The 26,286-nt window shown below is 72.5% G+C and carries 20 protein-coding genes, 1 tRNA gene and 2 pseudogenes; 2 read left to right on the top strand and 21 right to left on the bottom strand.

What is annotated here, in order from left to right:
- Positions 1–11: 11 nt before the first annotated feature.
- The 4 genes from QQK26_RS05205 to QQK26_RS05220 all read right to left on the bottom strand — a co-directional run bounded on the left by QQK26_RS05205 (position 12) and on the right by QQK26_RS05220 (position 9,284).
- Positions 12–5,834, bottom strand: a complete 5,823-nt coding sequence (locus QQK26_RS05205) for an Ig-like domain-containing protein (RefSeq protein ID WP_284230720.1) — start codon at positions 5,832–5,834, stop codon at positions 12–14.
- A gap of 182 nt (positions 5,835–6,016) precedes the next feature.
- Entirely contained in the window at positions 6,017–6,724 is a 708-nt protein-coding gene (locus tag QQK26_RS05210; RefSeq protein ID WP_284230722.1) for a hypothetical protein, read from the bottom strand.
- Entirely contained in the window at positions 6,721–8,343 is a 1,623-nt protein-coding gene (locus tag QQK26_RS05215; protein WP_284230728.1) for a serine/threonine-protein kinase, read from the bottom strand. Before QQK26_RS05215 ends, QQK26_RS05210 begins: the two co-directional genes overlap by 4 nt.
- The gene (locus QQK26_RS05220; RefSeq protein WP_284230730.1) at positions 8,343–9,284 is read right to left on the bottom strand and encodes an FHA domain-containing protein; all 942 of its coding nucleotides are present in this window, start codon (positions 9,282–9,284) and stop codon (positions 8,343–8,345) included. The genes QQK26_RS05215 and QQK26_RS05220 overlap by 1 nt, the downstream gene beginning before the upstream one ends.
- A 168-nt stretch (positions 9,285–9,452) precedes the next feature.
- On the opposite strand from QQK26_RS05220, the gene QQK26_RS05225 reads away from it, so the two are divergent.
- Positions 9,453–9,770 (top strand): hypothetical protein, encoded by a 318-nt coding sequence (locus QQK26_RS05225; protein WP_284230732.1) that lies wholly within the window; start codon positions 9,453–9,455, stop codon positions 9,768–9,770.
- 15 nt (positions 9,771–9,785) lie between these two features.
- On the opposite strand, the gene QQK26_RS05230 is transcribed toward QQK26_RS05225, so the two are convergent.
- Entirely contained in the window at positions 9,786–10,676 is an 891-nt protein-coding gene (locus QQK26_RS05230; protein WP_284230734.1) for a PP2C family protein-serine/threonine phosphatase, read from the bottom strand.
- Positions 10,677–10,869: 193 nt separating this feature from the next.
- Here QQK26_RS05230 and QQK26_RS05235 point away from each other — a divergent pair, with 193 nt between their 5' ends.
- Complete coding sequence (locus QQK26_RS05235; RefSeq protein ID WP_284230736.1) at positions 10,870–12,390, top strand: CYTH and CHAD domain-containing protein; 1,521 nt, start codon at positions 10,870–10,872, stop codon at positions 12,388–12,390.
- Positions 12,391–12,660: 270 nt separating this feature from the next.
- Here QQK26_RS05235 and QQK26_RS05240 read toward each other — a convergent pair.
- From QQK26_RS05240 to QQK26_RS05315, 16 genes and pseudogenes are all read right to left on the bottom strand, one after another.
- Positions 12,661–12,733 (bottom strand) — tRNA-Glu (locus QQK26_RS05240).
- A 213-nt stretch (positions 12,734–12,946) separates the two neighbouring features.
- On the bottom strand, positions 12,947–13,885 hold the full coding sequence (locus QQK26_RS05245; RefSeq protein ID WP_284230738.1) for a diacylglycerol/lipid kinase family protein: 939 nt from the start codon (positions 13,883–13,885) through the stop codon (positions 12,947–12,949).
- Between the two features lie 138 nt (positions 13,886–14,023).
- Positions 14,024–14,293, bottom strand: coding sequence for a carbon storage regulator CsrA (gene csrA / locus QQK26_RS05250; protein WP_284230740.1), 270 nt, complete (start codon positions 14,291–14,293; stop codon positions 14,024–14,026).
- 305 nt (positions 14,294–14,598) lie between these two features.
- A complete protein-coding gene (locus tag QQK26_RS05255; protein WP_284230742.1) occupies positions 14,599–14,808 on the bottom strand; it encodes a hypothetical protein in 210 nt (69 codons plus the stop codon).
- A 761-nt stretch (positions 14,809–15,569) separates the two neighbouring features.
- Entirely contained in the window at positions 15,570–17,630 is a 2,061-nt protein-coding gene (locus tag QQK26_RS05260; protein WP_284234455.1) for a flagellar biosynthesis protein FlhA, read from the bottom strand.
- Positions 17,627–18,724 (bottom strand): EscU/YscU/HrcU family type III secretion system export apparatus switch protein, encoded by a 1,098-nt coding sequence (locus tag QQK26_RS05265; protein ID WP_284230744.1) that lies wholly within the window; start codon positions 18,722–18,724, stop codon positions 17,627–17,629. The genes QQK26_RS05260 and QQK26_RS05265 overlap by 4 nt, the downstream gene beginning before the upstream one ends.
- A 94-nt stretch (positions 18,725–18,818) precedes the next feature.
- Positions 18,819–19,481, bottom strand: a pseudogene (locus tag QQK26_RS05270) (flagellar biosynthetic protein FliR); the annotation flags it as partial.
- A gap of 10 nt (positions 19,482–19,491) precedes the next feature.
- The gene (fliQ, locus tag QQK26_RS05275) at positions 19,492–19,767 is read right to left on the bottom strand and encodes a flagellar biosynthesis protein FliQ (RefSeq protein WP_284230747.1); all 276 of its coding nucleotides are present in this window, start codon (positions 19,765–19,767) and stop codon (positions 19,492–19,494) included.
- Positions 19,767–20,570, bottom strand: a complete 804-nt coding sequence (fliP, locus tag QQK26_RS05280; protein WP_284230749.1) for a flagellar type III secretion system pore protein FliP — start codon at positions 20,568–20,570, stop codon at positions 19,767–19,769. Before fliP ends, fliQ begins: the two co-directional genes overlap by 1 nt.
- Positions 20,567–20,971, bottom strand: coding sequence for a FliO/MopB family protein (locus QQK26_RS05285; protein ID WP_284230750.1), 405 nt, complete (start codon positions 20,969–20,971; stop codon positions 20,567–20,569). The genes fliP and QQK26_RS05285 overlap by 4 nt, the downstream gene beginning before the upstream one ends.
- A 2-nt stretch (positions 20,972–20,973) precedes the next feature.
- Positions 20,974–21,675, bottom strand: a complete 702-nt coding sequence (gene fliN / locus QQK26_RS05290; RefSeq protein ID WP_284230752.1) for a flagellar motor switch protein FliN — start codon at positions 21,673–21,675, stop codon at positions 20,974–20,976.
- Positions 21,672–22,544 carry a flagellar motor switch protein FliM gene (locus QQK26_RS05295; RefSeq protein ID WP_284230754.1) on the bottom strand — a complete coding sequence of 291 codons (873 nt, stop codon included), beginning with the start codon at positions 22,542–22,544 and terminating at the stop codon, positions 21,672–21,674. The genes fliN and QQK26_RS05295 overlap by 4 nt, the downstream gene beginning before the upstream one ends.
- Before the next feature lie 68 nt (positions 22,545–22,612).
- Complete coding sequence (locus QQK26_RS05300; protein WP_284230755.1) at positions 22,613–23,482, bottom strand: OmpA/MotB family protein; 870 nt, start codon at positions 23,480–23,482, stop codon at positions 22,613–22,615.
- 28 nt (positions 23,483–23,510) lie between these two features.
- Entirely contained in the window at positions 23,511–24,287 is a 777-nt protein-coding gene (locus tag QQK26_RS05305; RefSeq protein WP_284230757.1) for a motility protein A, read from the bottom strand.
- Positions 24,284–24,532: a flagellar FlbD family protein gene (locus tag QQK26_RS05310; protein WP_348519988.1), complete on the bottom strand. Its 249-nt coding sequence runs from the start codon at positions 24,530–24,532 to the stop codon at positions 24,284–24,286. The genes QQK26_RS05305 and QQK26_RS05310 overlap by 4 nt, the downstream gene beginning before the upstream one ends.
- Before the next feature lie 552 nt (positions 24,533–25,084).
- A pseudogene (locus QQK26_RS05315) lies at positions 25,085–26,262 on the bottom strand (flagellar hook protein FlgE).
- Positions 26,263–26,286 lie beyond the last annotated feature (24 nt).

A 26,286-nucleotide genomic window follows, 5' to 3' on the forward strand; every position in this document is an offset into this window, starting at 1 on the left:
GCCGGGGGCGTTCACCGTGCCGCCCGCGACATCCCAGCTGCCGTCGTTGTAGCGCCCCTGGGGGCGCCGGAGACGATGCGATACCACACCGGGTACTGGGCGGTCGTGCGGTTGGTAATGCAGGCGACCGTCAGCGTCGTTCCGCGCGGGATGAACCCGTCACGGCAGGTGCGATTCGGGACGTTGAAGTTGCCCCAGTTGTCCGCTGCACCCTGTTCCGGACAGGTGTCCTGATGGACGGAGACCTGCCAGGTGGTGGGCGCGGGTGCTCCGGGCGTGCGACCTGTCGCCGTCGACCAAACGTCACTGAAGCGCCGTTCGCCCCCGGGGTAATCGATGTAGGCCCGGACCCGGAGCGTCAGGTCTTGATTTGGACCGCCCGCGAATCCGGGCGTGCTCGTACCATTTCCGGAGCCGCCGTTCCCGCCCAGCTCCCACTGGTAACCGCTAGCCCCGCTGACGGAGCTCCAAGAACCGCTGTACCCGTAGTTGCCAGCAGTTCCGCTTGTGATGACGGATGCGCCGTCGACGCGGCCGGGCGCAGGCCAATCGCGCAGGGTGATCTGGTTCGACGTGGAGACGAAGGCTTCCTGGCTCGGCGTTCCGTTCTTGCGGGTCTGCACCTGGAAAGAGATCTGCTCGCCCCGGCTTCCCGTTTGGTCGAACTGCCGCGCGGCGCTCCAGCCGCTCCAGGGGCCGCCGTTGATGCGGTAGCGGTAGTCGTCGGCGCCGCCGCTCGAGGCGGGGACCTCGTTCCAGGCGATGCGGTACCTCGCCTCGCCGGCGGAACCGGTCTCGGCGACGTTGAGCCCATTCGCCTGGGAGGGTGTCGCCGTCGCCTGCCCGCTGGTTTCCGACCACGCGCTCCACTGGTCAGCGGTGTTCTGGGCGCGGACCTCGAAGCTGTACGCGGTACCGATCTGCCCCTTCCAGGAGGCGGTCGTCGTCGAGCCGGAGTTCACGGTCCCCGACGCGGCACCCCCGTTGACTCGCCACTCGAATGCCCGAAGGTCACGGCCGCCGTTGTAGCCCGGTGCTGCCCAGCGCATGGTGATGGTCCCTTGGCCATCGTTTGAGGCGCTGATCTGTGTCCCGGTCGGCGTGCCCGGTTCCTCATAGGGCACGACAGGGTTGCTCGGCGTCGAAGCCTGGCTATTGCCGATCGCGTTGTGGGCGATGATCGTGAAGCGATAAGTGTCGGACGCTCGCAGCCCGGTGACGGTCTGGATGGTGCTGGTCGGAGAGTCGAGCTGACCAGGCCCCCAACTCCCTCGATGACCTCCATCGGACGAGTACTGGATCGTGTATCCGGTGATCGGCGAGTTGTTGCTGGACGGGGCGCGCCAAGAGACTGTGGCGGTCCTCAGGCCTCCACCGTCGACCTGCGGCTGCGTCGGCTGGTCCGGGGCGTCGCGCACGTCGACGAGCAGGCGCCCGTTGACGTTGCGGTCGGGATCGCCGGTCGGGTCCTCGACCGTGTAGACGATCTCGGCCGACTGCGCGTTGATGCCGGCGGCGGCGCTCACGCGCACCTGGCGATCGCCGACGACCTGCACGTCGACGTCGGCGCCGTTGTTCAGGCGCGCGTCCGTGACGCGCAGCGGCTCGTCGGCGGGGAAGCCGCTGACGTCGTTGGCGAGCACGTCGATCGTCTCGCTCGATCCGCGCTCGATGGTGTCGATGCGGTCGTCGACGGTGCGGGTCAGCGGGCGCTGCGAGGCGACGACCACGACCTCCACGCTGCCGGGCACCGTGAAGTCCTCGAACACGACGTCGAAGCTCACGGTGGTGGAGGTGCCCTTGCGCGTGTCCCGGGAGGCGGACATGGTGAGCTCGTTGCCGCTGAGCCCCACGTCGATCGCGCCGCCGGCGCCGCGCAGGTTGGTGTAGCGCAGCTCGTTCTGCAGCACGTCGGGGTTCTCGTGCCCCGAGGCGTCGCGGAGATCGAACACCCGGGGCGCCTCCCCCGCCTCGATCTCGAGGCGCTGGTCCGAGAACGTCGGCGGGGTGTCGCGGAAGTCCGGGTCGCCGACCAGGATCGGCACCGTGATGAAGGCGGTGCGGCCGGTGGCGTCGTTCACGTCCTCGCCGTCAGTGACCTCGAAGGCGATGCTCGCGGAGCCGCGGTAGTCGGTCCCCGGGCGGAAGATCAGCGTGTCCTCGTCGACGATCGGATTCGTGCCGTCCGAGTTGAGCGCCCGGGCCTCGCCGGCGTTGATGACGATGGCCTTCTGGCCGCTCGGCACCGTGAGGATGTCCTCGAGCTCGAGACGCAGCTCGCCGTTCATCTCGACGCGCTGCTCCCCGCCGCTGTAGAAGGGCGGCGGGAAGGTGTCTGCCGATGCGGATGCGGGCGGGACGATGATGAACGCGCTCGCCGACAGCTCGTCGACCTCGTTCGTCAGCGTGTAGGTGATCGCGACCCGGCGATCCCCCGGCGTGACGCGGACGGTGCGCCCGTCGTCGAGGATGCTCGCCTGATCGGCGTACGGACCGCTGAGACTCGCGACCAGGTCCCGGACCCGGCCACCCGGGTTCTGCGCGCCGTCGAGCAGATCGATCTCGACCGTGTCCGCGCCGACGACGTCCTCGGGCTCGATCACCTTGTCCAGCGCCGTCGGATAGAGGGCGCGTGCGTCAGGGGTCACGTTCACCTGCACGTAGGCGTCCGCGACGCCTCCCTTGCCGTTCGTGACCTCGTAGCGCAGCGAGTAGAAGCCGGGCGTCTCCGGTGCCTCGATGACCACGCGGGGGCCGTCGAACTCGGTCACCAGCGCCTCGTCCACCTCCAGCAGCGGGTCCTGCAGCCGCAGCTGGTAACCGTTGGGGTCGGAGTCGTTCGCCAGCACCGGCACGGACGCCGTGCGGCCGGGGGCCACCTCCACGTTATCGTCGCGGGCGATCGGGTTCGCGACCGTCTCGGGTCGCGGCACGACGCCGATGCTGATCTCGCCGATGCCCGTGAGACCCAGCGTGTCCTGCACGCGGTAGCGGAAGGTGTCGGTGCCGATGCTGTTCGCGAAGGCCTCGTAGACGAACCCGGTGCTGTCGCGCTCGGTGATGCGGCCGAGCGACGGAGCGCTGGTCTCCCCGAGCAGCACGACGGAGTCGCCGTCGGGGTCGATGCCGTCGAGCGGGACGTCGATGCGCACCGTGTTGCCGGCGAAGGTGCGCGAGGTGAGCGGCAGCGGCAGCGGGGCCCGGTTGGTGGACTCGTCGGCGGGACTCACGCGATACTCCACGCGCGCCATGGCCGTCTCGCCGAACTGGTCGGTCACACGGTAGCTGACGCTGAAGACTCCGGCTTGCAGGGGCGCCTGGTAGCGCACCTCGCCGTCGGTGATGAACGCCTCCCCGTCCCCGGCGGCCGAGATGTCGACGAGCTCCGGCTCGAGCTCGATCGGCACCCCGTCGGGGTGGTAGTCGTTGTCGAGCACGTCGACGGTCACGATGTCGCCGGCCCGCACGTTCACGATGTCGTCGACGGCGACCGGAGGCTGATGCCGCACCAGGGCCGGGATCGGCACGACCGAGATGGTCGCCGACGCCGTGTTCAGGCCATCCGAGATGGTGTAGAGGAGCTCGATGGGCTCGGTCAGCTGCGCGGTGGAGGTGAGGCGCACCTGGGAGAGCTCGAGGGTCTCGACGGCGACCTTGCCCAACGCGGCCTCGGACTGCACGGACTGCACGGCCAGGACGCGTCCGCTCGGAGAGATGTCGTTGGCGAGCACCGGGATCGTCACCGGCTCCTCGGCGCGCAGGTAGGCGATGTCCTTCACCGCGATCGGCGGCAGCTCGTTGTCCGGATCGGGCTTGACGTCGACGCGCACGATGCCGACGCTGCTCATCGCCCCCGCCCCGACCGAGTAGATGAGGTAGTACGTGCCCGCGCGAGCGGCCTCGGCGACGATCTGCGACCGATCGGTGTTGACCGTGACCTCGAGGCCCTCGTCGACCTGGTCGGTGCCGAGGAGCTGCAGCGGCGCGCCGGAGGGTGAGATGTCGTTGAGGAGCGGCTCGATGCGGACCGACTGACCGACGTAGGTCTCGGCGAAGTCAGGGGTGCCGATCGGGTTGAGCGTGCCGGCCTGCACGACCTCGATCGCGAGGGTGCCGGTCGCCTCGAGGCGGCCGTCGGAGACGACGTACTGCACCTCCTTGACCCCGATCTCGCCGGAGAGGTGCTGGAAGGTCACGTCCCCGTCGGAGGAGCTCTGCACCGCATCGCCGGAGGTGGGCGTGGCGGAGACGAGGTAGATCTCGTCGCCGTCCGGGTCGAGCCAGTCGGTGAGCACGTTGTAGGTGACCGATTGGCCCTGCTCGACCTGGATCTGCGAGTTGCGCAGCGACTCCGGCGCGCTGTTCTCCTCGGAGCCGCGGATGTTGACGGTCACGTTCGCCGTCGCGACGCCGCCGCGGCCGTCCTCCACCGTGTAGGTGAACCGCACCTGCCCGGTCAGACCCGGCGCCGGGGTGAACTGCAGCGTGCGACCGCCGTCGATGAAGTCGAGCACCCCCGAGGCCTCGCTGATCGGCGCCTCCGTGACGACGAGCACGTCGCCGTCTGGGTCGGTGTCGTTCTGCAGCACCGGCAGGATCGTCGTGCGCCCCGGGCGCGCGCCGAACACGTCGTCGCGGGCCACCGGAGGACGGTTCTCCTCCGTGCGGTCGGCGAGCGTGTCCTCGAAGGACTCCGTCGTCGTCTTCTCGTCGCCCTCCTCCTCTTGCTCGACCTCGGGCGGCGTGACCTCGTCCCAGTTGTCGACGAGGCGCATGTTCGCGTCGACCAGCCAGACGTCGCCTGAGGTGACGTTGTTGAGCGCGATGACGTCGCGGTTCACGCGGAAGACCAGCTCCGCTCCCGCGGTCGGCTCGGGGATCCGCTGGGTCGCCGGCGCCTCGTCGGTGCACACGGCCAGGTACTGCTGCGCGGCGGCCCAGGCACCGTGCGCGCATCCGTTCAGCCAGACCGGCTGGGTGACGTCGCGTTCGTCGTTCGCCGGGGCGTCGAGCTCGGCGTCGACCACTCGAACCTCGCCGCCGCTGAGCGGCGCGAGCAGCAGACCCGTCGCCGTCGCGAGCACGACGTCGCCGTTGGGCCCACCGACCTGCTGCAGGCGCAGCGCCGTCTCGGGCAGCTCGATCACGCGGTCCCGCACCAGCACGCGGTTGTCGTCCTCGTCGAGGATGACGGGCGTGTCCCCGACCGTCGTGAGCTGCACCGAACCCAGCTCGTCGATGCGCTCGACCTCGGGCTCCGAGGCCGGGTCGGTGATGGTCAGCAGCTCGCCCTCGCTCGGGTTCACGGCGAAGACCGTGCCGTCCTGGGCGGTGACGGCCACGCCGCCACGACCGAGCTCGGCGTGGGGTTCGGTGGTCGCGGGGTCGAAGTCGAGGTTCTCGCCCGCGGGGACGACCCAGAGGGAGCCCGACTCGGGGTCGACCACGCTGAGCACGTCGTTGCCGTAGGAGACCTCGGAGCCGATGGGCAGCTCCGCACGGCCGGCGAGGGTCGTCGTAGCGGGATCCACCTGCTCGATGGCGCCGGTGTCCTCGCCGTAGAGAAAGACGTCCTCGCCCTGCTGCACGACGTCGAAGACCGCGGAGGAGGCGAAGACGGCGCCGTTGAGCTCCTCGATCTGACGGTTCAGCCGCCCGGAGACGAGCTCGGACTGGTTGGTGACCCAGACGTCGCGCGCGTTGAGGTCGACCTCGGTGACCGGGAATCCGTCGTGTAGGGCCGCGACGCCGACGAGACCGCTGACCGTGACCGCGAGTGCAGCGGTTGACGCGATCGCCTTGCGGCGCAGCCGCCACCAGTCCCTCGCCCCCACGCTGCTGCCTCTCTCACGCCGTTCGCCGAGGACCCGACCGTCGGCGAAGCCACCATAACAGCGGGGCCGGACCATACTCCATGGGCAGCGGTCCCCATGGCTTCCCGGGTCCAGTCGACCGGACGGCGAGGCGGTGGACAGCCGGGTCTCGGCTGGTCCTCAGTCAATCGGCCCGGCGCGGGTCAGTCCGACGCGCCGGCATCCGCGGCTCGGTCGAGCAGGGGCAGATCGTCGGCGCTCACGAGCCGCGTGCCGACGGCGTACTCGACGAGGCGCGCGCGTCGGTTCGTCGCCAGTCTGCCCTTGCCGCCGCGCAGCCCCGCGACGCCGATCTTGTCGAGCTTGTCGCAGACGTTGTCGAGCTTGCGGTTGAACGTGGTCATGCTCCAGCCGAGGCGCTCGGCGGCCTGCGCGGAGGTGGGGATCTCACCCCGGCCCGGCACGTCCTGCTGCAGCACCCGCTCGGCGAGGGCGAGGATGAGCATCCGCTGCGTCGTCGTGAGCGTGACCGGCATGATCGTCGTCTGCCCCACCTCGTCGACGCGCAGCTGCGACGTCGTGAACACGTCGCTCTCCGCGTGCACGGTCAGGTCGTAGGTGGTCGACCCCGCGCTGAACATGATGTGCATGCGCTCGAAGACGATGGGCAGCCGCGCTCCGGGCGCCAGCCACGCCTGCACCTGACCGGTCGCATCGGTGACGGTGGCGGAGAGGAGGTTGCCGACGTTGCTGAGCCACCAGAGCCCGGCCTCGCTGTGGATGCAGAGGAACCGACGGTGCAGGTACGGGTTGTCGTCCACGACGAGATCGGCCTCGCGCCCGATGAAGAACTCCGTGCCCTCCTCGATCGGGTACCACTCGCCGACGAACTCGAGCTCGAGCCGGCTCATGGTGCGCAGACCTCCAGGGGGTTCGCGCTGGCGGCGCCGTCGCGGATGATCCAGACCTTCACGCAGACCGAGGACGCCCCCTCCGTGCCCTCCACGGTGAAGGAGGCCGCCTCCGTGGACCCGTCGATGAGGCGGGCGCCGCCCGCGATGGACTCGGGCACGTCGACGCGCTGCCAGCGGAAGCGGTCGCCGTCCTCGAACTCGGGGTTCGCGACCTCGAAGGACGCGCTGGGATCGCCGGCGGCGAAGGCGCTGGCGACCAGCTCAGGGGTGGGGGTCAGCGGTCCGACGGCGCTCTGCTCCTCCGGGTCGACGGGCGCGGAGCTGCTCGGCTCGGGGTTGGGCTGACCGCCGGTGAGGACCACCCCGGCGGCGACGGCGCCGCCGATCACCAGCACCGCCGCGCCGGCGACGATGCTCGCGATCAGGCCGCGCCGGGAGCGCTGCGGCTGCACGACCCGCTCCGGCTCCTCGGCGCCGCGCCGCTGGTCGGAGGCGGCCGAGCGGATGATGGTGCTCTCGTCGACCGGCGCAGGTTGCGCCACCTGCTGCACGCCGCGCACGGTCGTCGGCTGCTCGGCCGGCGACGGGGGTGCGGGCGGGGCCGCCGGCTGCGGTTGCGCCTCGACGGTGGCGACGGAGCGCACGCGCGTCTCGTCGTCGCCACCGGCAGGGCCGCGCTCCGGCTCGGGCACGAACAGGTTGGGAACGTCGATGGCCGTCGGCGCGTACCCGAGCTCGAGCTCGATGCGCTGCAGCGCCCGGGCGAAGTCCACGGCCGAGTCGAAACGCTGCGCCGGGTCGACCGACATGGCCTTCTGCAGCACCGCGACGAGCGAGCGGGGCAGGTCGGTGCGCTCGAACGGGGTGATCTGCCCGCGCTCGATGCGGCCCACCAGGTCGAGCGTGCCGTTCGAACGGCCGCGGAGCTCGAACGGGGTCCGCCCGGCGAGCAGCGTGTGCACCGTCGCGGCGAGCGAGAAGACGTCGCTGCGCACATCCGGCCGCGGGTCGTCCTCGAACATCTCGGCCGGCGACCACGGGATCGACATGCCCACCGACTGATTGCCGCCGGTGCCCGTGGCCTCGAGGTCGCCCGCGCCGGCGGTCGTCGTGTGCACGGGCAGCTCCTCGAGCTGCGAGGCGATGCCGAAGTCGGTGAGCGCCGGCCAGCCGAAGCTGTTCGTGAGCACGTTCGCCGGCTTGATGTCGCGGTGCAGGATGCCCGCCTGGTGCGCGGTCGCGACGGCGCTGGAGACGCGGATGGCCACGCGCAGCGCATCGACCACCGCGAACGGGCGCTGCTTGTACTGCTCGCCGAGGTTCGGGCCCGAGCAGTACTCCATGATGAGGTAGGGCCGCCCGTCGGGCGCGACGTCGGCGTGGTAGATCGAGACGATGTACGGATGCGCGCTGAGCTGCGCCATGAGGTTCGCCTCCGCCACGAAGGCGGCGCGGTTGGCCTCGGTGAGCTCCTCGGTCAGGAGCACCTTCACCGCGACCTGGCGGCGCGGGAGCTGCTGCTCGTAGAGGAAGACGTCGGCGAAGCCGCCCGAGCCGAGCAGGCGGACGAACTCGAAGCCCGGGATGTCGGGCGGTGTGGAGGGCGCGCGGCGCATCAGTCCTCGCTCACGGTGAAGGTCACCCCTCCCCCGAGGTCGACGACGGTGCCGACGATCACCGCGGTGGGCTCGCCCTGGCGCAGCTTCTGCGGGCTCTTCCCGGGCAGCACGATGAAGGTTCCGTTGCGGGAATGCAGGTCGGTGACGACGACCGTGCCGCCCTCTACCGTGAACTGCGCGTGATTGCGCGAGATGTCCTGGCCGAGCGAGCTGACCGTCACGAGGCGCGGCATCCGTCCAGCGGAGACCTGGCTGACGCTCGGCGCGCGCCCGACGAGCACCGGCTGATCGAGCGACTCGACGACACCGTCGTGCCGCAGCAGGTGCAGCGCTGGCGCGGGCGCGGGAGGGGGCACCGCGGCCCCGTGCTCGCGGCGACGGGCGCGCAGCTCGGCGAGATCGGCCGCCATGACCGTGTGCCCGTCGTGGTCGCCCTCGGCGGGCACGTCGAGGGCCCGCGTGACCGGGGTCGGCTCGGCACCCGGCTGCGGCGCCGGCTCCGAGTCCTCGGGCTCGTCCTCGCGCACCGCGGCGTCAGCCACGGTGCGCACGACGGTCGAGCCGAAGAGGGAGTCGTCGTCGTCCCCGCCCTCGGCGGCCCGCTCCGCGGGCGCCGCCTCGGGCCGCACGTCGGCCGGGGGCAGGATGGTCTGCTCGGGCACCACGGTGAGCTCGTGGACGGCCTCGGACTGCGCTGCGGGGCGGCGCCGCGGCAGGACCGTGGTGCGCTCGTCGATCTCGTCGTCCTCGTCGATCTCGTCGGTCTCGGGCTCGGCGGGTCGATCCGGTACGGCGGCCGCCTCGTCGGGCTCGATCGGCGTGGCGGCGGACTCGGAGGCGGCGGGCGCCGGGGCGGCTGCGGGCGCCGGAGCGGCAGCGGGCAGCGGGGCGACAGCGGGCGCCGGGTGGGCAGCCGGCACCGGAGCGGCAGCCGGCACCGGGTCGGCAGCCGAGAAGGGGGTATGGAGGACGCGGCGCCGACGGATGGTGCTGCGACCTCGGTGCGCTCGAGGTCCACGTCGAGCTCGGACGCGGCGACGACGCCGGACACGACCGGCAGCGGGGCCCCGCCCATCGGTGCACCGTCGTGACGGAGGCGGACGGCGGTGGCGGACGCATCCGCATCCTCCCGCCAGGTGGCGACGCCGGAGCCGGAGCGCTCGGTGGCGCCGCTCGCGGACGAGATCGTCGCGGCGACCGGGCCGCGGAGGATCGTGCGCAGGCCGCCCCGCGCATCCGCCTCGGCGAAGGCGAAGGTGGGCGCCGAGGAGAGCCCGGTCGCGGTGAGCCGGTCGAGCAGCGCGTCGGCGCCCTCGACGAGCGCGGGCCAGAGCTCGAGCGCCCGTTCGGCCGTCGCCTCGACGAGCAGGGCGCGGCCATCGTGCACGAGGGCGAACCAGCCGCCCCCGTCGGTGAGCCGGTAGTGCGTCGTGGTCATCTCATCCCCTCGCTTCGTCCCTGGGCTGCGTCTGCTCGAGGTGCTCGAGCACCTCCGCCGTGTCCATGGAGCGGTCCTCGTCGTCGCCCGTTCCGTGCAGGTGCGAGCGCACGGCGACGACCGTCACGTTGTCCGATCCGCCGGCCTCGACCGCCGCGGCCACCAGCAGCTCGGCGAGGCCGTCGAGGCCGTCGCCCGGTCGATCGCGCTCGAACTCGAGGATCGCCCTGGCGATGAGGTGGTCGTCGAGCTCCTTCGTGAGCCCGTCGGAGCAGATCAGGAAGCTCTGCACGCCGCCGGCCGGCAGCAGCCAGACGTCGGCATCGACCTCGGCGTCGACGCCCAGCGCACGGGTGATGATGTTGCGCTCGGGATGGTCGGCCATCTGGGCGCGGCTGATCGCGCCGATCTCGAACAGCTCCTGCACGGCCGAGTGGTCGACGGTGACCTGGTGCAGGCCCGTGTCGGACCACGAGTAGACGCGCGAATCGCCGATGTTGAAGGCCATCCAGAGGTGCCTGGTCGGCTCGCCCATGGCGACGAAGGCGAGACCTGCGAGGGTCGTGCCGGCGAGCGCCTGCTCGCCGCCGGGACCGCGGATGGCGTGGATCCGCTCGTTCGCCTCGCGGATCGCGGCGAGCACGGTGTCGGGGTCGGAGGGCCCGTCGGCAGCGATGCGCTCCTGGAAGACCTCGACGACGGCCCGGCTGGCGCGGTCCCCGAACGCGTGACCGCCCATGCCGTCGGCGACCAGCACCACCGGCGGCAGCACGAAGTGGCTGTCCTCGTTCACCCGGCGCACCGAACCCAGATCGGTGGCGGCGCTCAGCGAGAACGTCACGGAGCCGTTCGGCAGCGCGAACGACACCTCCGGTACAGCGACCAATGGCACCCCTCGACCCGACGGCGTCGCGCCGCCGAGCGGTTGCGGCGGCGCGGGAGCCGGGCATCACCCGGCGCGCGTCAATGCTAGCGGTCGTCCGCTCGTCGGGAAGGGGCAGGGGTGCCCATGGCGCGCCGCGCGCGCGGACCCCGTTCCCGGCGAGGGTGCACCGCTCCCCGGCCGCGGGCGGTAGACAGGAGCGATGAGCGCCAGCACCGGGATCGAGATCGAGCGGAAGTACGACGTGGAGGACGGTGCGGCCCTGCCGGACCTCGTCGGAGCCACCGCGGCGGTGGCCGCCGTGGAGGACGAGGGCGTGCGCGAGCTGGTGACCGTCTACCTGGACACCGCCGACCTCGCCCTCGCCCGCCGCGGGGTGGTCCTGCGGCGCCGCACCGGGGGGCCGGACGCCGGATGGCACGTCAAGACGAGCGGCGACGGCCGAGGCCGGGTGGAGCACCGCCTGCCCCTCGACGACGCCGCGGCCGCAGCGGACGCCGAGCTGGGCGCCCCGCCCGCCGAGCTGCTCGACCCGCTGCGCGGTCTCGTGCGAGGACGGCCCGTCGAGGCGATCGCGACGCTGGCCGTGCAGCGGCGTGCGCTGATCCTGCGCGACGCCGACGGACGCGCGCTGGCCGAGGTCGTCGACGACCACGTGACGGCGACCCCGCGCCGCGGCGAGCCGAGCTCGTGGCGCGAGTGGGAGGTGGAGCTCGCCCCCGGCTCCGACGACGACGCGCTGCTCGACGCCGTCGAGCAGCGGCTGCTCGCGGTCGGTGCCGCGGTCTCGGGGTCGGTGGCCAAGGTGGCGCGCGCGCTGGGAGCGGCCGTGCCCGCCGCCCGGGAGGGCGCATCCGCTGCGCTGAAGCCGAAGGCTGGCCTCGACCGCTTCGCGACGGACGCGGTCGGCGCACTCGTGTCGCGGCTGGTCGCGCTCGACGAGTCGGTGCGCCGCGGCCAGGAGGATGCCGTGCACCAGCTGCGCACGACCGCGCGGCGCCTGCGCTCGGTGCTCGGCGCGGTGGAGCCCGCCTACGAAGCCCAGGCGGTCGACGCTCTGCAGAACGGCCTGCGCGAGCTCGGACGGTCCCTCAGCGCGGCGCGCGACGCGGAGGTGCGCCGCGAGCGGTTGACCGCTGCGGTCGCCGACGAGCCCGAGGGGCCGGCGGTCGAGCACCTGCTGCGGCTCGCCGCCGACCACGAGGAGACGGCCCGCGAGGCGGCGGTGGCCGCGCTCGACGGCGAGGAGTACTTTGCCCTGCTCGACGCGCTCGAGGCGCTGACCCCGCTCGAGGGCGTGCGGCATCCGCGGGCCTCGAAGGCGCTGCGCGAGCGGATGCGGCGCGAGCACCGCCGCGTGCGCCGGGCCGCGATCCGCTTCGACGAGGCCCCCGGGCCCGCGAGCTCGGGCGAGGCGCTGCACGATGCGCGCAAGGCCGCCAAGCGGCTGCGCTACGTGATCGAGGCGGCCAGGGCGCTGCCGGGATTCGGCGGCACCGGCCTGGCGCGCCGGGCCGAGGCCGTGCAGGACGCGCTCGGCGAGCATCTCGACGCCGTGGCGGCGGCGGCGGCGATCGTCGAGGCCGTGCCGCTGGCGCAGCGGCTCGAGCCGGCCGGGCTCTTCTCGCTCGGGCGGGCGCACGCGCAGGAGGAGCGCCGCGCGGCCGATGCGCTCGACGCGGGCCTGCTGGCGCTGTGGGAGCTGTTCGACCGGGAGCCGTGATCGGGGTGCCGCGTGCGCGGCGCGCATGGTCGGCGCCCGCGCGCAACCCGCTTCTGAGGCGCGTGTTCGATTCGGAGGAGATCCGGCGTCGGAGCTCATCCGCTCGGGGGCTGAGGTGCGGGAAGTCGGGGACTGCGGCCTGCGCCGCAGCTCGACGGCGCGGTTCCTCCTCCGAATCGCACATGGGCGGACGCGGCTGAACGGGCGGTCGGCGGGCCGGGAACGACGAACGCCCCCGGAGCAGCACTCCGGGGGCGTTCGTGTTGTCGGTGACCCCAGCGGGATTCGAACCCGCGTTACCGCCGTGAGAGGGCGGCGTACTAGGCCGCTATACGATGGGGCCGGTCTTGCGAGGCTTTCCGTCTCGCGACAACTCAATGAGTATGACACGGGGCCGAAGGAGCGGCCAAATCGAGGCTTGCTCCCCGGGCGTGTCGCGCCCTTCCTCCGCACCCGGCCCGCGCGCGCACCGGAGTCCCGCCCCCGGCACGGGCGCTCAGCGCCGGGCGGGCTCGGGCACGGGCGCTCAGCCCCGGGCAGGCTCGGGCACGGGCGCTCAGCGCCGGGCGGGCTCGGGCGCGGGCGGCGCGAGCACGCGCAGCGCGCCCGGCTCGACGCGCACGTCGAGGGGCAACGGGCCGACGCGCTCGCCGTCGGCGTAGCCCACCGCATCCGCATCCATCCGCACCCGGTGCACGCGCTCGATGCTGACGCGCGGGTCGCCCACGTGCGTGCCGGCGAAGACCCGCGGGAAGATGCGCAGGAACGACAACCGCCCCATCGGCGCCACGATGAACAGGTCGAGCAGGCCGTCGTCGAGCAGCGCCTTCGGCGTGATGAGCATGCCGCCGCCGAGCGAGGTGTTGTTCGCCACCGACACGAGCAGCGCCTCGACCGAGCGCCGCTGCCCATCGACGACGAGGTCGTAGCGGCGCGGGCGCAGACGCAGCAGCTCGAGCAGGATCGCGACGTTGTAGCGCTGTCGACCCCGCGGCCAGCGCAGGGCGTTCGCCCGCTCGTTGACGATCGAGTCGAAGCCCGCGGAGAGCACGCCGGCGAAGCGGCGCTCCGTGGAGCCGTCCTCCGCGCGGATGAGGCCGGCGTCGATGGTGCGGGCCGGATGCTCGAACGCCTCCAGCAGCACCGCGACGGCGCGCTGCGGGTCGCCGAGCGGGATGCCGAGGCCGCGCGCGAAGTCGTTGCCCGTGCCGCTCGGCACGAGGCCCAGCGGCACGCCGGTGCCGGCGAGCAGGCCGGAGGCGAGATGCACCATGCCGTCGCCGCCGACCACGACGAAGGCGTCGAGCGGCTCCTGGACCAGCAGCTCGCGGCAGCGCGCCTCGAGCCGCGCCATGCTCGACTCGAGCACCCGTGTGACGCGGTGGCCGGCGGACTCGAGCGCGCGCACGACCTGGTCGCCCGTCGAGCGGCGGGCTCCGAACGAGGCAGCGGGGTTGACGGCGACGACGACGTGTCGCGGAGTCCGGGCGCTCATCCGCTCAGTATGGCCGTGCGGATGCGCGCTCGGCGAGCCCTGGGGCGCGGACGGCCTGCGGGCACTGGGTCGCGGACGCCGGCGGGATCGTGCGGCGGTGTCCCTCGGGCGCCGGGCGCGGTGCGGCGGGGAGCCGGGTCAGGAGTCGGAGCGGGGTGCCGCGTCGGGTGCCGGCAGGCCGAGGGCGGCGCGCAGGCGGGCCTCGGCGTCGCCGGCGTCCTCGCGAGGTCGGCTCGCGGCCTGGTTCGCCTCGGTGACGGCCCTGAGCACCTCCTCGCGGTGGATGCGGACGCCGCGGGGCGCATCGATGCCGATGCGCACGCCGTCACCGCGCGACTCGATGATCGTGACGACGATGTCGTCGCCGATCAGCACCCGCTCCCCGGGCTTGCGCGTCAGCACCAGCATCCGCCCAGCGTATCGGCTCGCGCGCCGAGCGCTCCGAGGCGGGCGGGTGTTTCTCGGCGGACGAGGGATGAGCGCGGTGCGCGACGGGTCCGATGCGATCGCCTGCGGCTGACCGTGCTCGACAGGGCGCATCCGCTCGGCTGGTCGGCGTGGCGCGCAGCCCGGACCGCCCACGCACCCGACCCGTCGCGGATGGGAGGCGCGGGCCGCTCACGGCGATCGGTGCGAGTCGTGGCGGCCCGGCCTCGCCCGGCGCCGCGACGAGTCGCACCGCTGCCGCGCGGCGGGTTCAGAGGGCGGTGGGTTCAGAGGGTCGGGGCCGTCGCGGGGGCGGTCTCGATCCAGCCGACGGGGATGCGCAGCTCGTTGACCGTGGCGGGGCTGGCGGTGCCGGTGAGGCCGACGAGCGCGAGGGCGTCGACGGGGAGCGCCGCGGCGACGGCGCCGACCCAGCGGGCCGTGTCCTCCGGCTTGCGGCCCGGGTCCACCACGACCCAGACCTGGTCGGCCGGCACCGCGCGAAGACCCTCCAGGCGGGCGGGGTCGACGGGGAGGAAGCGGGCAGCCCGGCCGCGACGATGCCGGCCCTGCCGTGCTGCACGCCGTCGGCGCGGAAGGCGTTGCCCGAGCGGCGGTCGTCGACGCGCGGCAGCCCGGGCTCCTCCAGGGCACCGGAGACGGCCAGGCGGGCTCCCCGGCGACGGACATGGTGCGGGCGATCGCGAGCGGCACGGCGCCGAGCCCGATGACGAGCACGAGGTCGCCGGCGCTGGAGCGCAGCGCGGGCACCGGGGCCTGCGGCGGCTCCGGCGCGGTGACGGCGACGATCTCGTCGAGCAGGCGCGCGAAGTCGGGGCGCTCCGTGGAGACGTGCGCTGGCGGGGCGAGGGGTTCGCCGGCCGGGGCGCCGTGCATCCGCTCCTCCGCCCGCTCCGCACGATCGAGCAGGGCGTCGATGCCCGAGGCGTCTTCGGGGACGTGGGAGCGGCGGCCCGCAGCCGCGATGACGTGGTCGGGCCCCAGCCCCTGGCCGGAGCCGCGGGAGCGGTCGCCCGCAGCCGCCTCGGACGCCGAGCCGGCTCCCGGGACCGGTTCGGCGCGCAGAGCGGACGCCTGCGATGCCGGGCCGTCCGGGATCTCGATCTCGGCCTCGAAGTAGGCCTTGCCGAACAGGCCCCGCAGCCCGCCGGCGGTCACCCGCTCGGCGCTGAGGATGCGCGCGCGCGGTCCGAACTCCCGCTCGACGCGCTCGGTGAGCTCGGTGAGCGAGGGCGCGTCACGCCGCAATCGTCTCGGAGACACGCACCACCCCCACGGTCTCGATGCGGCTGCCGGCGCTCGTGGCCTCCTGGTAGGAGAGCACCGCGACGCCGTCGGCCTGGGTGCCGGCCAGGCGGCGGACGGCGGGGCGCAGCGCCGGCGCGCAGACCAGCACGGGCGCGATGCCGCGCGAGTCGACCGAGCGGATGGTGTCCGCCAGCGCCGCGATGACCTGCTCGATGCGGCTCGGGTCGAGCACGATCTGCGTGCCGTGCTCGCTGGGTCGCAGCCCCTCGAGCATCGACTGCTCGAGCGCCGGATCGATCATGACGACGCGCAGCACGCCGTCGTCGAGGTGCTTGGCCACGAGCGCCGGTCCCAGCGCCGTGCGGGCGGCCTCGATGAGCCCCTCCGGATCGGAGGACTGATTGGCGCGCAGCGACAGCGCCTCGTAGATGCGCGGCAGGTCGTTGATGGCGACCCGCTCCGCGAGCAGGCCCTGCAGCACCCGCTGCACCTCGGCGAGGCTGAGCACGTTCGGCACGAGCTCGTCGACCGCCGACGGGTTGACCTGCTTGACGCCCTCGGTGAGCACCCGCACGTCCTCGCGGCTGAGCAGCCGGGCGGCGTTCTGGTTGATCACCGCGGAGAGGTGCGTGACGATGACCGAGACGCGGTCGATGACCGTGGCCCCGGCCATCTCGGCGGCGTGGCGCATCTCGGCGGGCACCCACTTGCCGGCGAGCTGGAACACCGGCTCGACGGTGGCCTGGCCGGGCACGTCCTCGAGCCCGTCGCCGAGGGCCAGCAGTCGCCCCGAGGGCGCGGTGCCCCGGCCGACCTCGACGCCGGCGACCCGGATGGCGTAGGTGGAGCGGGGCAGCTCGATGCTGTCGCGGGTGCGCACGGCCGGCACGACCACGCCCAGCTCCGCGGCGACCGTGCGCCGCAGCGCCTTGACCCGGGCGAGCAGGTCGTCGCTCTGACCGCTGACGAGGTCGACGAGGTCGGGGGCGAGCTGAATCTCGAGCGCGTGCACCCGCATCTGCTCGATGAGGTCCTCCGTCGTGTCCCCGCTCGGCGCCGGCGGCATCGCCTCGGCGATGCGCTTCGCCGCCTCGGCCCTCTTCTCGCCGGCCGCGATGCGCCGGCTGGCGATGATGAGGCCGACGCCGACGACGATGAACGGGATCGGCGGCATGCCGGGGATCAGCGCCATCACCAGCGCCGCGCATCCGGCGATCATCAACGCCATCTGCGACTGCGACAGCTGCTTCGACGCCTGCGAGCTCATCTCCTGGTCGGAGGTGGAGCGCGTGACGATCATGCCGGTCGCGACCGCCATGAGCAGCGCGGGGATCTGCGTGACGAGCCCGTCGCCGATGGTCAGCAGCGTGTAGGTCTCGACGGCCTCACCGATCTCCATGCCGCGCTGCAGCATGCCGAGGGCGATGCCGCCCACGACGTTGATGATGATGATGATGATGCCGGCGATCGCGTCGCCCTTGACGAACTTCGACGCACCGTCCATCGCGCCGTAGAAGTCCGCCTCCGCAGCCACCTCGGCACGGCGCTCCTTGGCCTGCTGCTCGCTGATCATGCCGGCGTTGAGCTCGGCGTCGATGGCCATCTGCTTGCCGGGCATCGCGTCGAGGGTGAAGCGGGCGCCGACCTCCGCGACGCGCTCGGCGCCCTTCGTGACGACGACGAACTGGATGACGATGAGGATGAGGAACACGACCGCGCCGATGACGAGCGAGCCGCCGACGGCGACGTGCCCGAAGGCGGCGATGACCTCGCCGGCGTAGCCCTCCCCCAGCACCAGGCGCGTCGAGGCGACGTTGAGGCCGAGCCGGAACAGGGTGGCCACGAGCAGCAGCGATGGGAACACCGAGAAGTCGAGCGGCTTCTTTGCGAACATCGTCGTGAGCAGGATCACCAGCGCGAAGAGGATGTTCACGATGATGAGCAGGTCGAGCAGCGGCGCGGGCACCGGCACGACGAGCAGCAGGATGATGCCGACGACCCCGACGGGCACGCCGAGCATCGTGAGCAGGGACTTCATGCGCGCGGTCATGCGTCTCCTCCGGTGAGGACGGGGGTCATGGTCTGGATGCCGGATGCGCCGCCGCGGCGCTGCAGCGCCATCACGAAGGCGAGCAGGCGGGCTACGGCGGTGTAGAGCTCGGCCGGGATCTCCTGGCCGACGTCGCAGGCGGCGTGCAGGCCGCGCGTGAGCGCGACCTCGCGCACCATCGGCACGCCCGACTCCTCGGCCTTCTCGCGGATCCGGCGGGCGATCTCGTCGACGCCCTTCGCGACGACGCGCGGTGCGCTCTTGCCGGGCTCGTAGCGGAGGGCGACGGCGTAGTGGGTCGGGTTCACGACGACGACGTCCGCATCCGCCACCGAGGCGATCATGCGGTTGCGGCTCATCGCGAGTTGGCGGGCGCGGCGCTGCGACTTGATCAGCGGGTCGCCCTCGCTGTTCTTCGACTCGTCGCGCACCTCCTTCTTGGTCATGCGGGTGTGCTTGCGGTTGCGCCGGGCGATGACGAGCATGTCGAAGACCGCGAGCGCGAGCCCGGCGAGGACGCCCGCCTGCAGCAGGGCCACGACACCGCCGCTGGCGACCCCCATCACCGCGGAGAGCGGGAGCGAGGCGCTCGCGGCGAGCGTGGGCAGCAGCCCCGTCACCACGATGGCGAGCACCCCGCCGACCACGGCGGTCTTGAGCAGGGCCTTGACGCCCTCCCAGAGCGCCTGCGCGCCGAAGGTGCGCTTGACGCCGTTCACGAGGTTGAACTGGTCGAAGCGGCCCTTGAACTGCTTGAGGTGGATGCCGCCCTGCACGAAGGCCGCGGCGACGGCGACGATCGCCACCACCGCGAGCACCGGCGCGATGAGGCCGAGCACGGTGCCGAGCCCCTCGCCGAGCATCTCGAGCGCCACCCGCGGATCGGGCTGCGCGATGATGCGCGGCACGTTCAGCAGCTGGTCGGTGCCGCCGTCCGCCGCCTGCTGCACGACCGCCGGCAGCATCGCCCCGACCGCGCCGATGCCGATCCAGGCGGAGAGGTCCTGGCTGCGGGAGAGCTTGCCCTCGCGGCGCACCTCGCGCATCCGCTTGTCGGTGGCGAGCTCGGTCCGCTCTTCGGAGGAATCGGACATCAGCGAGCACCCCCATCAGCTCGAGCGCATCGCCGGTGAGCGACTCGACGATGGCGGGGAGGCCGACGAAGGTCGTGACCGCGAGCACGAGGGTGAGGAGCACCTTGAGGGGGAAGCTCAGGGCGAAGGCGTTGAGGGCGGGCGCGACCCGGGTGAGCAGGCCCATGCCGACGTCGGCGAGGAAGAGCACGACGATGAGCGGGCCGGCGATCTGCACGGCCGCGAGCAGCATCTGCCCGGTGCCCTGGATGAGCAGCGGGCCGGTGACCGCCGCGGTGAGCGCCGAGCCGACCGGCAGCGCCTCGAAGGAGCGGACCAGGCCGCCGACGACGAGCAGGTAGCCGCCGGAGGCGAACAGCAGCGCGATCGCGGTCATCTGGAACAGGCGGGCGAACTGGGCGCCGTTGACCATCGACTGCGGGTCGAAGCCCTGCGCGAGCGAGAAGCCGCCGAACAGGTCGATGAGGCTGCCCGCGGACTGCACCGCGGCGAAGGCGACGAAGACGAGGAAGCCGAGCAGCGCGCCGGCCACCAGCTCGAGCACGAGCGCCACGAGGAAATCGCCGGGGCTGCCCTGCACGTAGCCCTCGGCGGCGCGCGGCGACACCGCCAGCGCCAGGCCGACGGCGAGCATCCCCTTCACCCGGATGGGGAACGCGCCGGTCGAGAACGGCGGGGCGATGACGAGGAACGCGACCATGCGCACGGCCGCGAGGCCGAAGGCCTCCAGCCAGCCGAGGTTGATCGCGAGGGTCATGGTCGGTGCCTCAGACGGTGCCGAGCAGGCCGGGGATGCGGTCGAAGAGCTGCGTCGTGAAGCTCACCATCTCGGTGATCATCCAGTTGCCGGCGATGACGAGCGCCGCCGAGACGGCCACCATCTTGGGCACGAAGGAGAGCGTGACCTCCTGCACCTGGGTGATGGACTGCAGCAGCGAGATGGCGAACCCGACCACGAGCGCGGTCACGAGCATCGGAGCGCTGAGCTTGGCGCCCATGAGGATCGCCTGCATGGCGATGTCGAGCACGCTGGCGGTGTCCATCAGGCCGCCCCGGAGTAGCTCTGCACGAGCGCGGTCACGATGAGCCCCCAGCCGTCGACGAGGATGAAGAGCAGGATCTTGAAGGGCAGCGAGATCATCACCGGCGGCAGCATCATCATGCCGAGCGACATCAGCGCCGCCGAGACCACGAGGTCGATGACGAGGAACGGCACGAAGATGACGAAGCCGATGATGAAGGCCGCGCGCAGCTCGCTGATCATGAACGCCGGCACGAGCTGGGCCAGGTCGACGTCCGCCGGCGAGGCCGGGTTCTCGATGCCGGCCGCCCGCGACATGAGGGCGATGTCCTCCTGCCGGGTGAGGCCGAGCATGAACTCGCGCAGCGGCCCGGTGGCGGTCTCGAAGGTCGTCGTGACGTCCATCTCGCCGGCCAGGTAGGGCTGGATGGCGGTCTCGTTGATCTCGCTGATCACGGGGCTCATGATGAACAGCGACAGGAACAGCGCCAGCCCGGCGAGCACCTGGTTGGGCGGCACGGTCGGCAGCGAGAGCGCGTTGCGGGTCATCGCGAGCACCACGAAGATCTTCGTGAACGAGGTCATCATGATGATGAGCGAGGGCGCCACGCCGAGCAGGGTGACCGCGAGCAGCGTGACGATCGCCTGCGAGGGCGTGCCGTTGGGGCCGTTGACCTCGACGCTCACGCCGCCGAGCTGCAGCGCATCCGGGTTGGCTTGGGCGGATGCGGGAGCGGCGACCGCGAGGACCGCCAGGAGGGCGCCGCCGAGCAGCGCGAGGGCGGAGCCGAGGAGCAGCCGACGCGCGGTGGGAGCGGCCCTCATCGCAGCTGCTTGATCGCGCGGGCGGCCTGGCGCCAGGTGGATGCGGCGAGGATCGAGCCGTGCAGCGCGCCGCCCGGGGCGGGCAGCACGGCCTGCTCCTGCTTCGCCCGCTCGAGCTTCTCGGAGAAGTCGGCGACGTTGCCGGCCGGCTCCTCGGGCGCCTCGCTGGTGTGCAGCAGGTTCACGCTCTGCTCGGTGACGCCGAGCAGGAAGCGCTGACCGTCGAGGTCGACGACGACGACCTGCGCCTTCGCGCCGACGCCCTGGCGGCCGCGCACCTGCAGCGGGTTCGCGGGACGGCCCGCGCGACCGCGCAGGACGCGGCGCTGCACGTACCAGAGCAGCGCGACGACGACGCCCAGCGAGAGGGCGACGCGCAGCACGACGAGCACGGTGTCCACGGTCAGCGCAGCCCGTCCTGCACGTCGAGGATCTTGGTGACGCGCACCGCGTAGTCCTGGTCGACCACGACGATCTCGCCGAGGGCGATGCGGCGGCCGTTGAGCAGGATGTCGGCGGGTGCTCCCGCGGAACGGTCCAGCTCGACGACGGCGCCGGGCTCGAGGCCGAGCACGCTGCGCACCGGCATGCGGGTGCGGCCGATCTCGACGGTCAGCACCATCTCGACGTCGTTGATGCGCGCCAGGCGGTCCATCGCATCCGACGGTCCGGCGTCCAGCTCGCGGGTCGGCTCCGCGTGCGCGGTGAGCCGCACGGCGAGCCAGCCGACCACGCCGAGGGCGGTGCGCAGCTCGAAGAAGCCGGCCTGCGCATCCGCCATCAGGGCGCTCGCGTCGTCGCGGCGCACCTCGCCGAGCACGCCCGCGCCGAGCGTGTCGACGGCGGCCTCCAGGGCCGGGCGCAGGATGGTCTCGAGCGGCAGGCTGTCGCCGCCGTCGAGCCCCTCGATGCTCAGCGGGTCCTTCAGCACGAGGCCGACGTCGGCGCTCGTGGCTCCGACGAAGGACGCGACCACGGCGCTCGCGGCCTGGGCGGCGAGGCCGCGGGGGCGCGGCGCGGCGCTCGCGGTCACACCCGCGATGGGCAGGGACTGCGCGAGCGCCTCCGCCGCGGCGGCGGTCGAGCTGGCGGTGGCGACGGTCACGATGACTCCTCGGTGTCGACGATCACTCCGGCGAGTCGGCTTCCGACGGCGCCGGCGGCGGCCCGGGCGATGGGCGTGCCGTGCACGCTCACCTCGAACGGGCGGTGCTGGGCATGGGGCAGGGAGAGTACGTCGCCGACCGCGAGATCGAGGATCGCGCGGGGCGTGACGGCGAGCGGGGCGAGGCGCAGGGCGACCTCGACCGGCGCCCAGTCGAGGTGCTCGCGCAGGCGCTCGGGCGCATCCGAGATCCGCTCGACGGCGTTGGCGTTGCCGAGCCGCGGCAGCACCGCGCCGAGCGGCAGGGCGACCGTGGCGGGCGAGGAGCTGTCGCCGACGCGCACCTCGAACTCGGCGACGAGCATGAGGTCGCTGGGGGCCGCGGCCTGCGCGAACTGCGAGTTGTAGTGGATCGAGTCGATCGACACGTTGTCGGTCAGGAGCGCGCCGAAGGAGTACTCGAGGTCCTCGATCGCGTCGTCCATGAGGTTGCGGATGAGGGACTGCTCGATGGGCGTGAAGCGCCGGTCCGGCGGCGCCACGACCCCGGAGCCGCCGAGCATCGACGAGATCCACCCGAGCGCCGCCGCGGTCGGGAACTGGATGACGGCGCGGGCGGACTGCCCCTCGAGGTCGAGCAGCACCATGGCGGTGATCGACGGCAGCGACGCGGCGAAGGCGTCGTAGGTCTGCACGGTGAGCTGGCTGAAGCCGACCTGCGACATGACGCGCACCTTCGCGGTGAGCTCGGTGCCCCACTGCCGGGCGAAGGTCTCGAAGGCGACCTCGAGCACGCGCGACTGGTGGCGGGCGAGCGTGGTCGGTCGACTGAAGTCGTAGACCTCGATCACGCGTTCCTCATCCGTCACATGAGGGCACTATCGGGCGCCGGAGCGCTCGGGTTAGCGTCCGGTGCAGCCCGCGTTCGGGGGTGCGGTCAGTGCGACTCCTCCTCGGCGTGGGTCTCGACGGGCTCGGGGGCCGGCTCGGCGCCGCTCCCCTGCTGGTTCAGGTACTCCTGCGCCGCGCCGAACAGGGCGCGCACATCCTCCGGCTGGTCCGAGAAGACGACGATGTCGGTGCGGCGGTTCGCGGCGAGCGCGTCCGCCGAGTCGCCGTCCATGATCGGCCGCGCGTCGCCGTAGCCGATGGCGCCGGCGCGGCTCGACGGCAGGCCGGCGCGCTCGACGAGGTAGCGCACGACCTCGGTGGCCCGCGCCGCCGACAGCTCCCAGTTGGTGGCGTAGGGAGCGCTCGAGGCCCGGTAGTCGGCGTGGCCCTCGACCGCGACCTCCCAGGTCGCGGCCGCGAGCTCGCGTCCGATGCCGCTGAGCACCGACTCGGCCGCAGGGGTGAGCCGGTTGCTGTTGGCGTCGAAGAAGGTCTGCGTGCCGACGAGGCGCACCGTGAGACCGCGGTCGTCGAGCTCGAAGCTCACCGTGTCGTCGAGGCCCTGCGCCACGAGGGTGCTCGAGATGCGCTCGCGCAGCTCGGTGAAGTCCTCGACCTCCTGCAGTGCCAGGTCGAACGGCGTCGGGTCCTCGGTGTCCTCCGACACGAGGTCCTCCGGCACCACGGTGCCGGTCGCGGTGTCGGCGAAGCTCGTCTCCGTCTGACCGAAGCCGGTCGCCAGCGAGTTCTTGAGCTGGATGTACTTCTCCTCGTCGACCGTCGAGATCGCGTAGAGCACGATGAAGAGGCACATGAGCACCGTCACCATGTCCGAGTAGGAGACCGCCCAGCGCTCGTCGGGACCGTCGTGACCGTCGCCGTGGTCGCCGCCCTTGCGGCCGCGCCGGCGGCTCATGCGCTCGCTCCCGCATCCGCTCGCATGGCTAGGCCGCTTCCTTCTGCTGCTTGGGCTGCGAGCTCGGCGGGATCATGGCGCGCAGCCGCTCACCCAGCACGCGCGGCTGGCTGCCGGCCTGCACGGCGAGCATGCCCTCGATGACCAGGCCGAGGCGCTGCTCCTCGAGCTCGGCGAGGCGGCCGAGCTTGCTGCCGATCGGCGCCCAGAAGAAGTTGGCGCTGAGCAGGCCCCAGAGGGTGGCCACGAACGCCGCGGCGATCATGTGGCCGAGCTCGTCGGGCTTGTCGAGGTTCTCGAGCACGTGGGTGAGCGAGACCACCGTGCCGACGATGCCGATGGTGGGCGCGTAGCCGGCCATCGACATGAAGAACTTGCCCGACTTCTTCTGCTCCTGCACCGTCGAGTCGACCGTGTCCTCGAGGATGATGCGCAGCTCCTCGGCGTCGGTGCCGTCGGCGATGTTCTGCAGGGCGTCGCGGATGAGCGGATCGTCGACCTCCGCCGCCTCCTGCTCGAGGGCGAGCAGACCGTCCCGGCGGGCGCGCTCGGCGTAGCCGACGATCGCCTCGATGGTCGCGGCCGGCGGGTTCACCTTGCCGACGAACGCCTTCGGCACGGCGAACAGGGCGCGCTTCGCGTCGCCGACGGTGCCGCTCGCGATGGTGACGGCGATGGTGGCGCCGAAGACCAGGATCATGGGCGCCGGCAGGAAGAGCGCGCCGACGTGCGCGCCCTCGAGGGTGATCATCGCGTACAGGGCGCCCAGCGCCAGCAGCATGCCGATGATGGTGGAGGGGCTCATCGCTCGTCCTCCGGCAGGGGGCGGACCGCGGTCAGCGGGGCGGGCGCCGACTCCTCAATGCGACGGGCCATCGCGATGACGCGGGCGCGGAAGGCGACGATCTCGTCGATCACCTCGTCGAGCGTCTCCGTGACGACGTAGCTGACGCCGTCGACCATCACGAGGGTCGTGTCCGGGCTCGCGTGCAAGCGCGCGACGAGGTCCGGGTTCACCGCGAAGCGGCTGCCGTTCAGGCGCGTGACCATGATCATCCTGATCTCCAAGCTCGCCCGCCATCCATAGCAGGCACTGCGTACTGTCGGCCGGGGCGGGCGGCCGGTTAGGCGGGGACGGGTGGGAGGGGCTTCTCGAGCTGCGAGTCAGCAGCGTCGCGACATCTCAGCACCGAACACGGGGCCGAGTTGTCGCTTCGACGCTGACTTCCGGCGGGATCAGGCCCGGGGCAGCTTGCGGCTCGGGCTCGTGGGGACAGCTTGGGCTCGTGGGGGGCAGCTCGGGCTCCTGGGAGGGAGGCAGCTCGGGGTCGGCGCGGGGGCGGCGCGACTGCTCAGAGCTGCTCGAAGGTCGAAGCTCGAAGCCCGGAGGTCGAAGGTTGCCGCAAGTCAGCAGCATCGCGACATCTCGGCACCGAACACGGGGCCGAGTTGTCGCTTCGACGCTGAGTCCCGCGCCAGATCGCCGCGCGCGCCCGGGACGCCGCGGGCGCGGGATGCCGCGCGGGCGCGGGACGCCGCGCGGCGCCGCCCCGCGGGACGGCGCCGTGCGGCCGCGGCGCGTCGGGTGCGCCGCGGGCGGGGTCAGCGCTTGAGGTTCGACAGCTCTTGCAGCACCTCGTCGCTGGTCGTGATGATGCGGGCGTTCGCCTGGAAGCCGCGCTGCGCGACGATGAGGTTGGTGAACTCCTGCGAGAGGTCGACGTTGGACATCTCGAGGGCTCCGGTCTGCAGGCCTCCGCGGCCGTCGGTGCCGGGGGCGCCGACGGTGGCCGCGCCGGAGTTGACGCTGGCGCGGTAGGTTGAGCCGCCGGCCTTCTCGAGCCCGGCCGGGTTGATGAAGGTGGCGACCGCGACCTGGCCCAGCACCTGCTGCTCGCCGTTCGAGAACATGCCCAGGATGCTGCCGTCGTTCGCGATCGAGTAGCTCTCCAAGGTGCCCGCTGCGTTGCCGTCCTGCTCGGCGATCGAGATCGTCGACAGCTTCGGGAACGTCGTCACGGCGCCCAGGTCGACGTCGATGCCGGCGACGGTGAAGGCCCCGCCCGCGGTGAGCGCGCTGCCGGTGAAGGCGAGCGTGCCCGTGTAGGCCGTGGCGGGGTCGCCGGTCGAGGCGTCGACGGCCCAGTTCCCATCCGCCTGCGCGGTCATGCGCAGCGTGAGGGTCAGCTCGTTGCCGGCCGCGTCGTAGACGTCGATCGTGCGCACGAGCTCGGTGCCCTCGGCGGAACCGGCGGGCAGCGCACCGGTGACGGTGGCGCTCTGCGTGGCGGCGGCGGGGTTGATGACGCCGTAGGGCAGCTGGATGCTCTCGAGCTGGCCGCCCCGCTGCACCACGCCGTCGACGGCGTTCCAGCCCTGCACCATCTCGCCGTTCGGGCCGACGAGGCGGCCGTTCGAGTCGAACTCGAAGGCCCCGGCACGGGTGTAGAGCGTCTCGTTGCCGGACTGCACCATGAAGAAGCCGTCGCCCGAGATGAGCAGATCGGTGCCCTTGCCGGTGGTCTGCGTCGAGCCCTGGCCGAAGTTGGTGGTGATCGCGGCGACCTGCACGCCCAGGCCGACCTGCGCGGGGTTGGTGCCGCCGATCTCGCCCTGCGGGTGCCGGCGGCGCGGGTGAGCTGCGACAGCGTGTCCTGGAACTGCGTGGCGGAGCTCTTGAAGCCGACGGTGTTGACGTTGGCGATGTTGTTGCCGGTCACGTCGAGCATGGTCTGGTGCGAGCGGAGTCCGGAGATGCCGGAGTAGAGCGAGCGGAGCATGGCTGTCGCCTTTCGGTGGGAGCG

Source organism: Arenivirga flava, from assembly GCF_030161575.1.
In the GTDB taxonomy this organism is placed as follows: Bacteria; Actinomycetota; Actinomycetes; order Actinomycetales; family Microbacteriaceae; genus Arenivirga; species Arenivirga flava.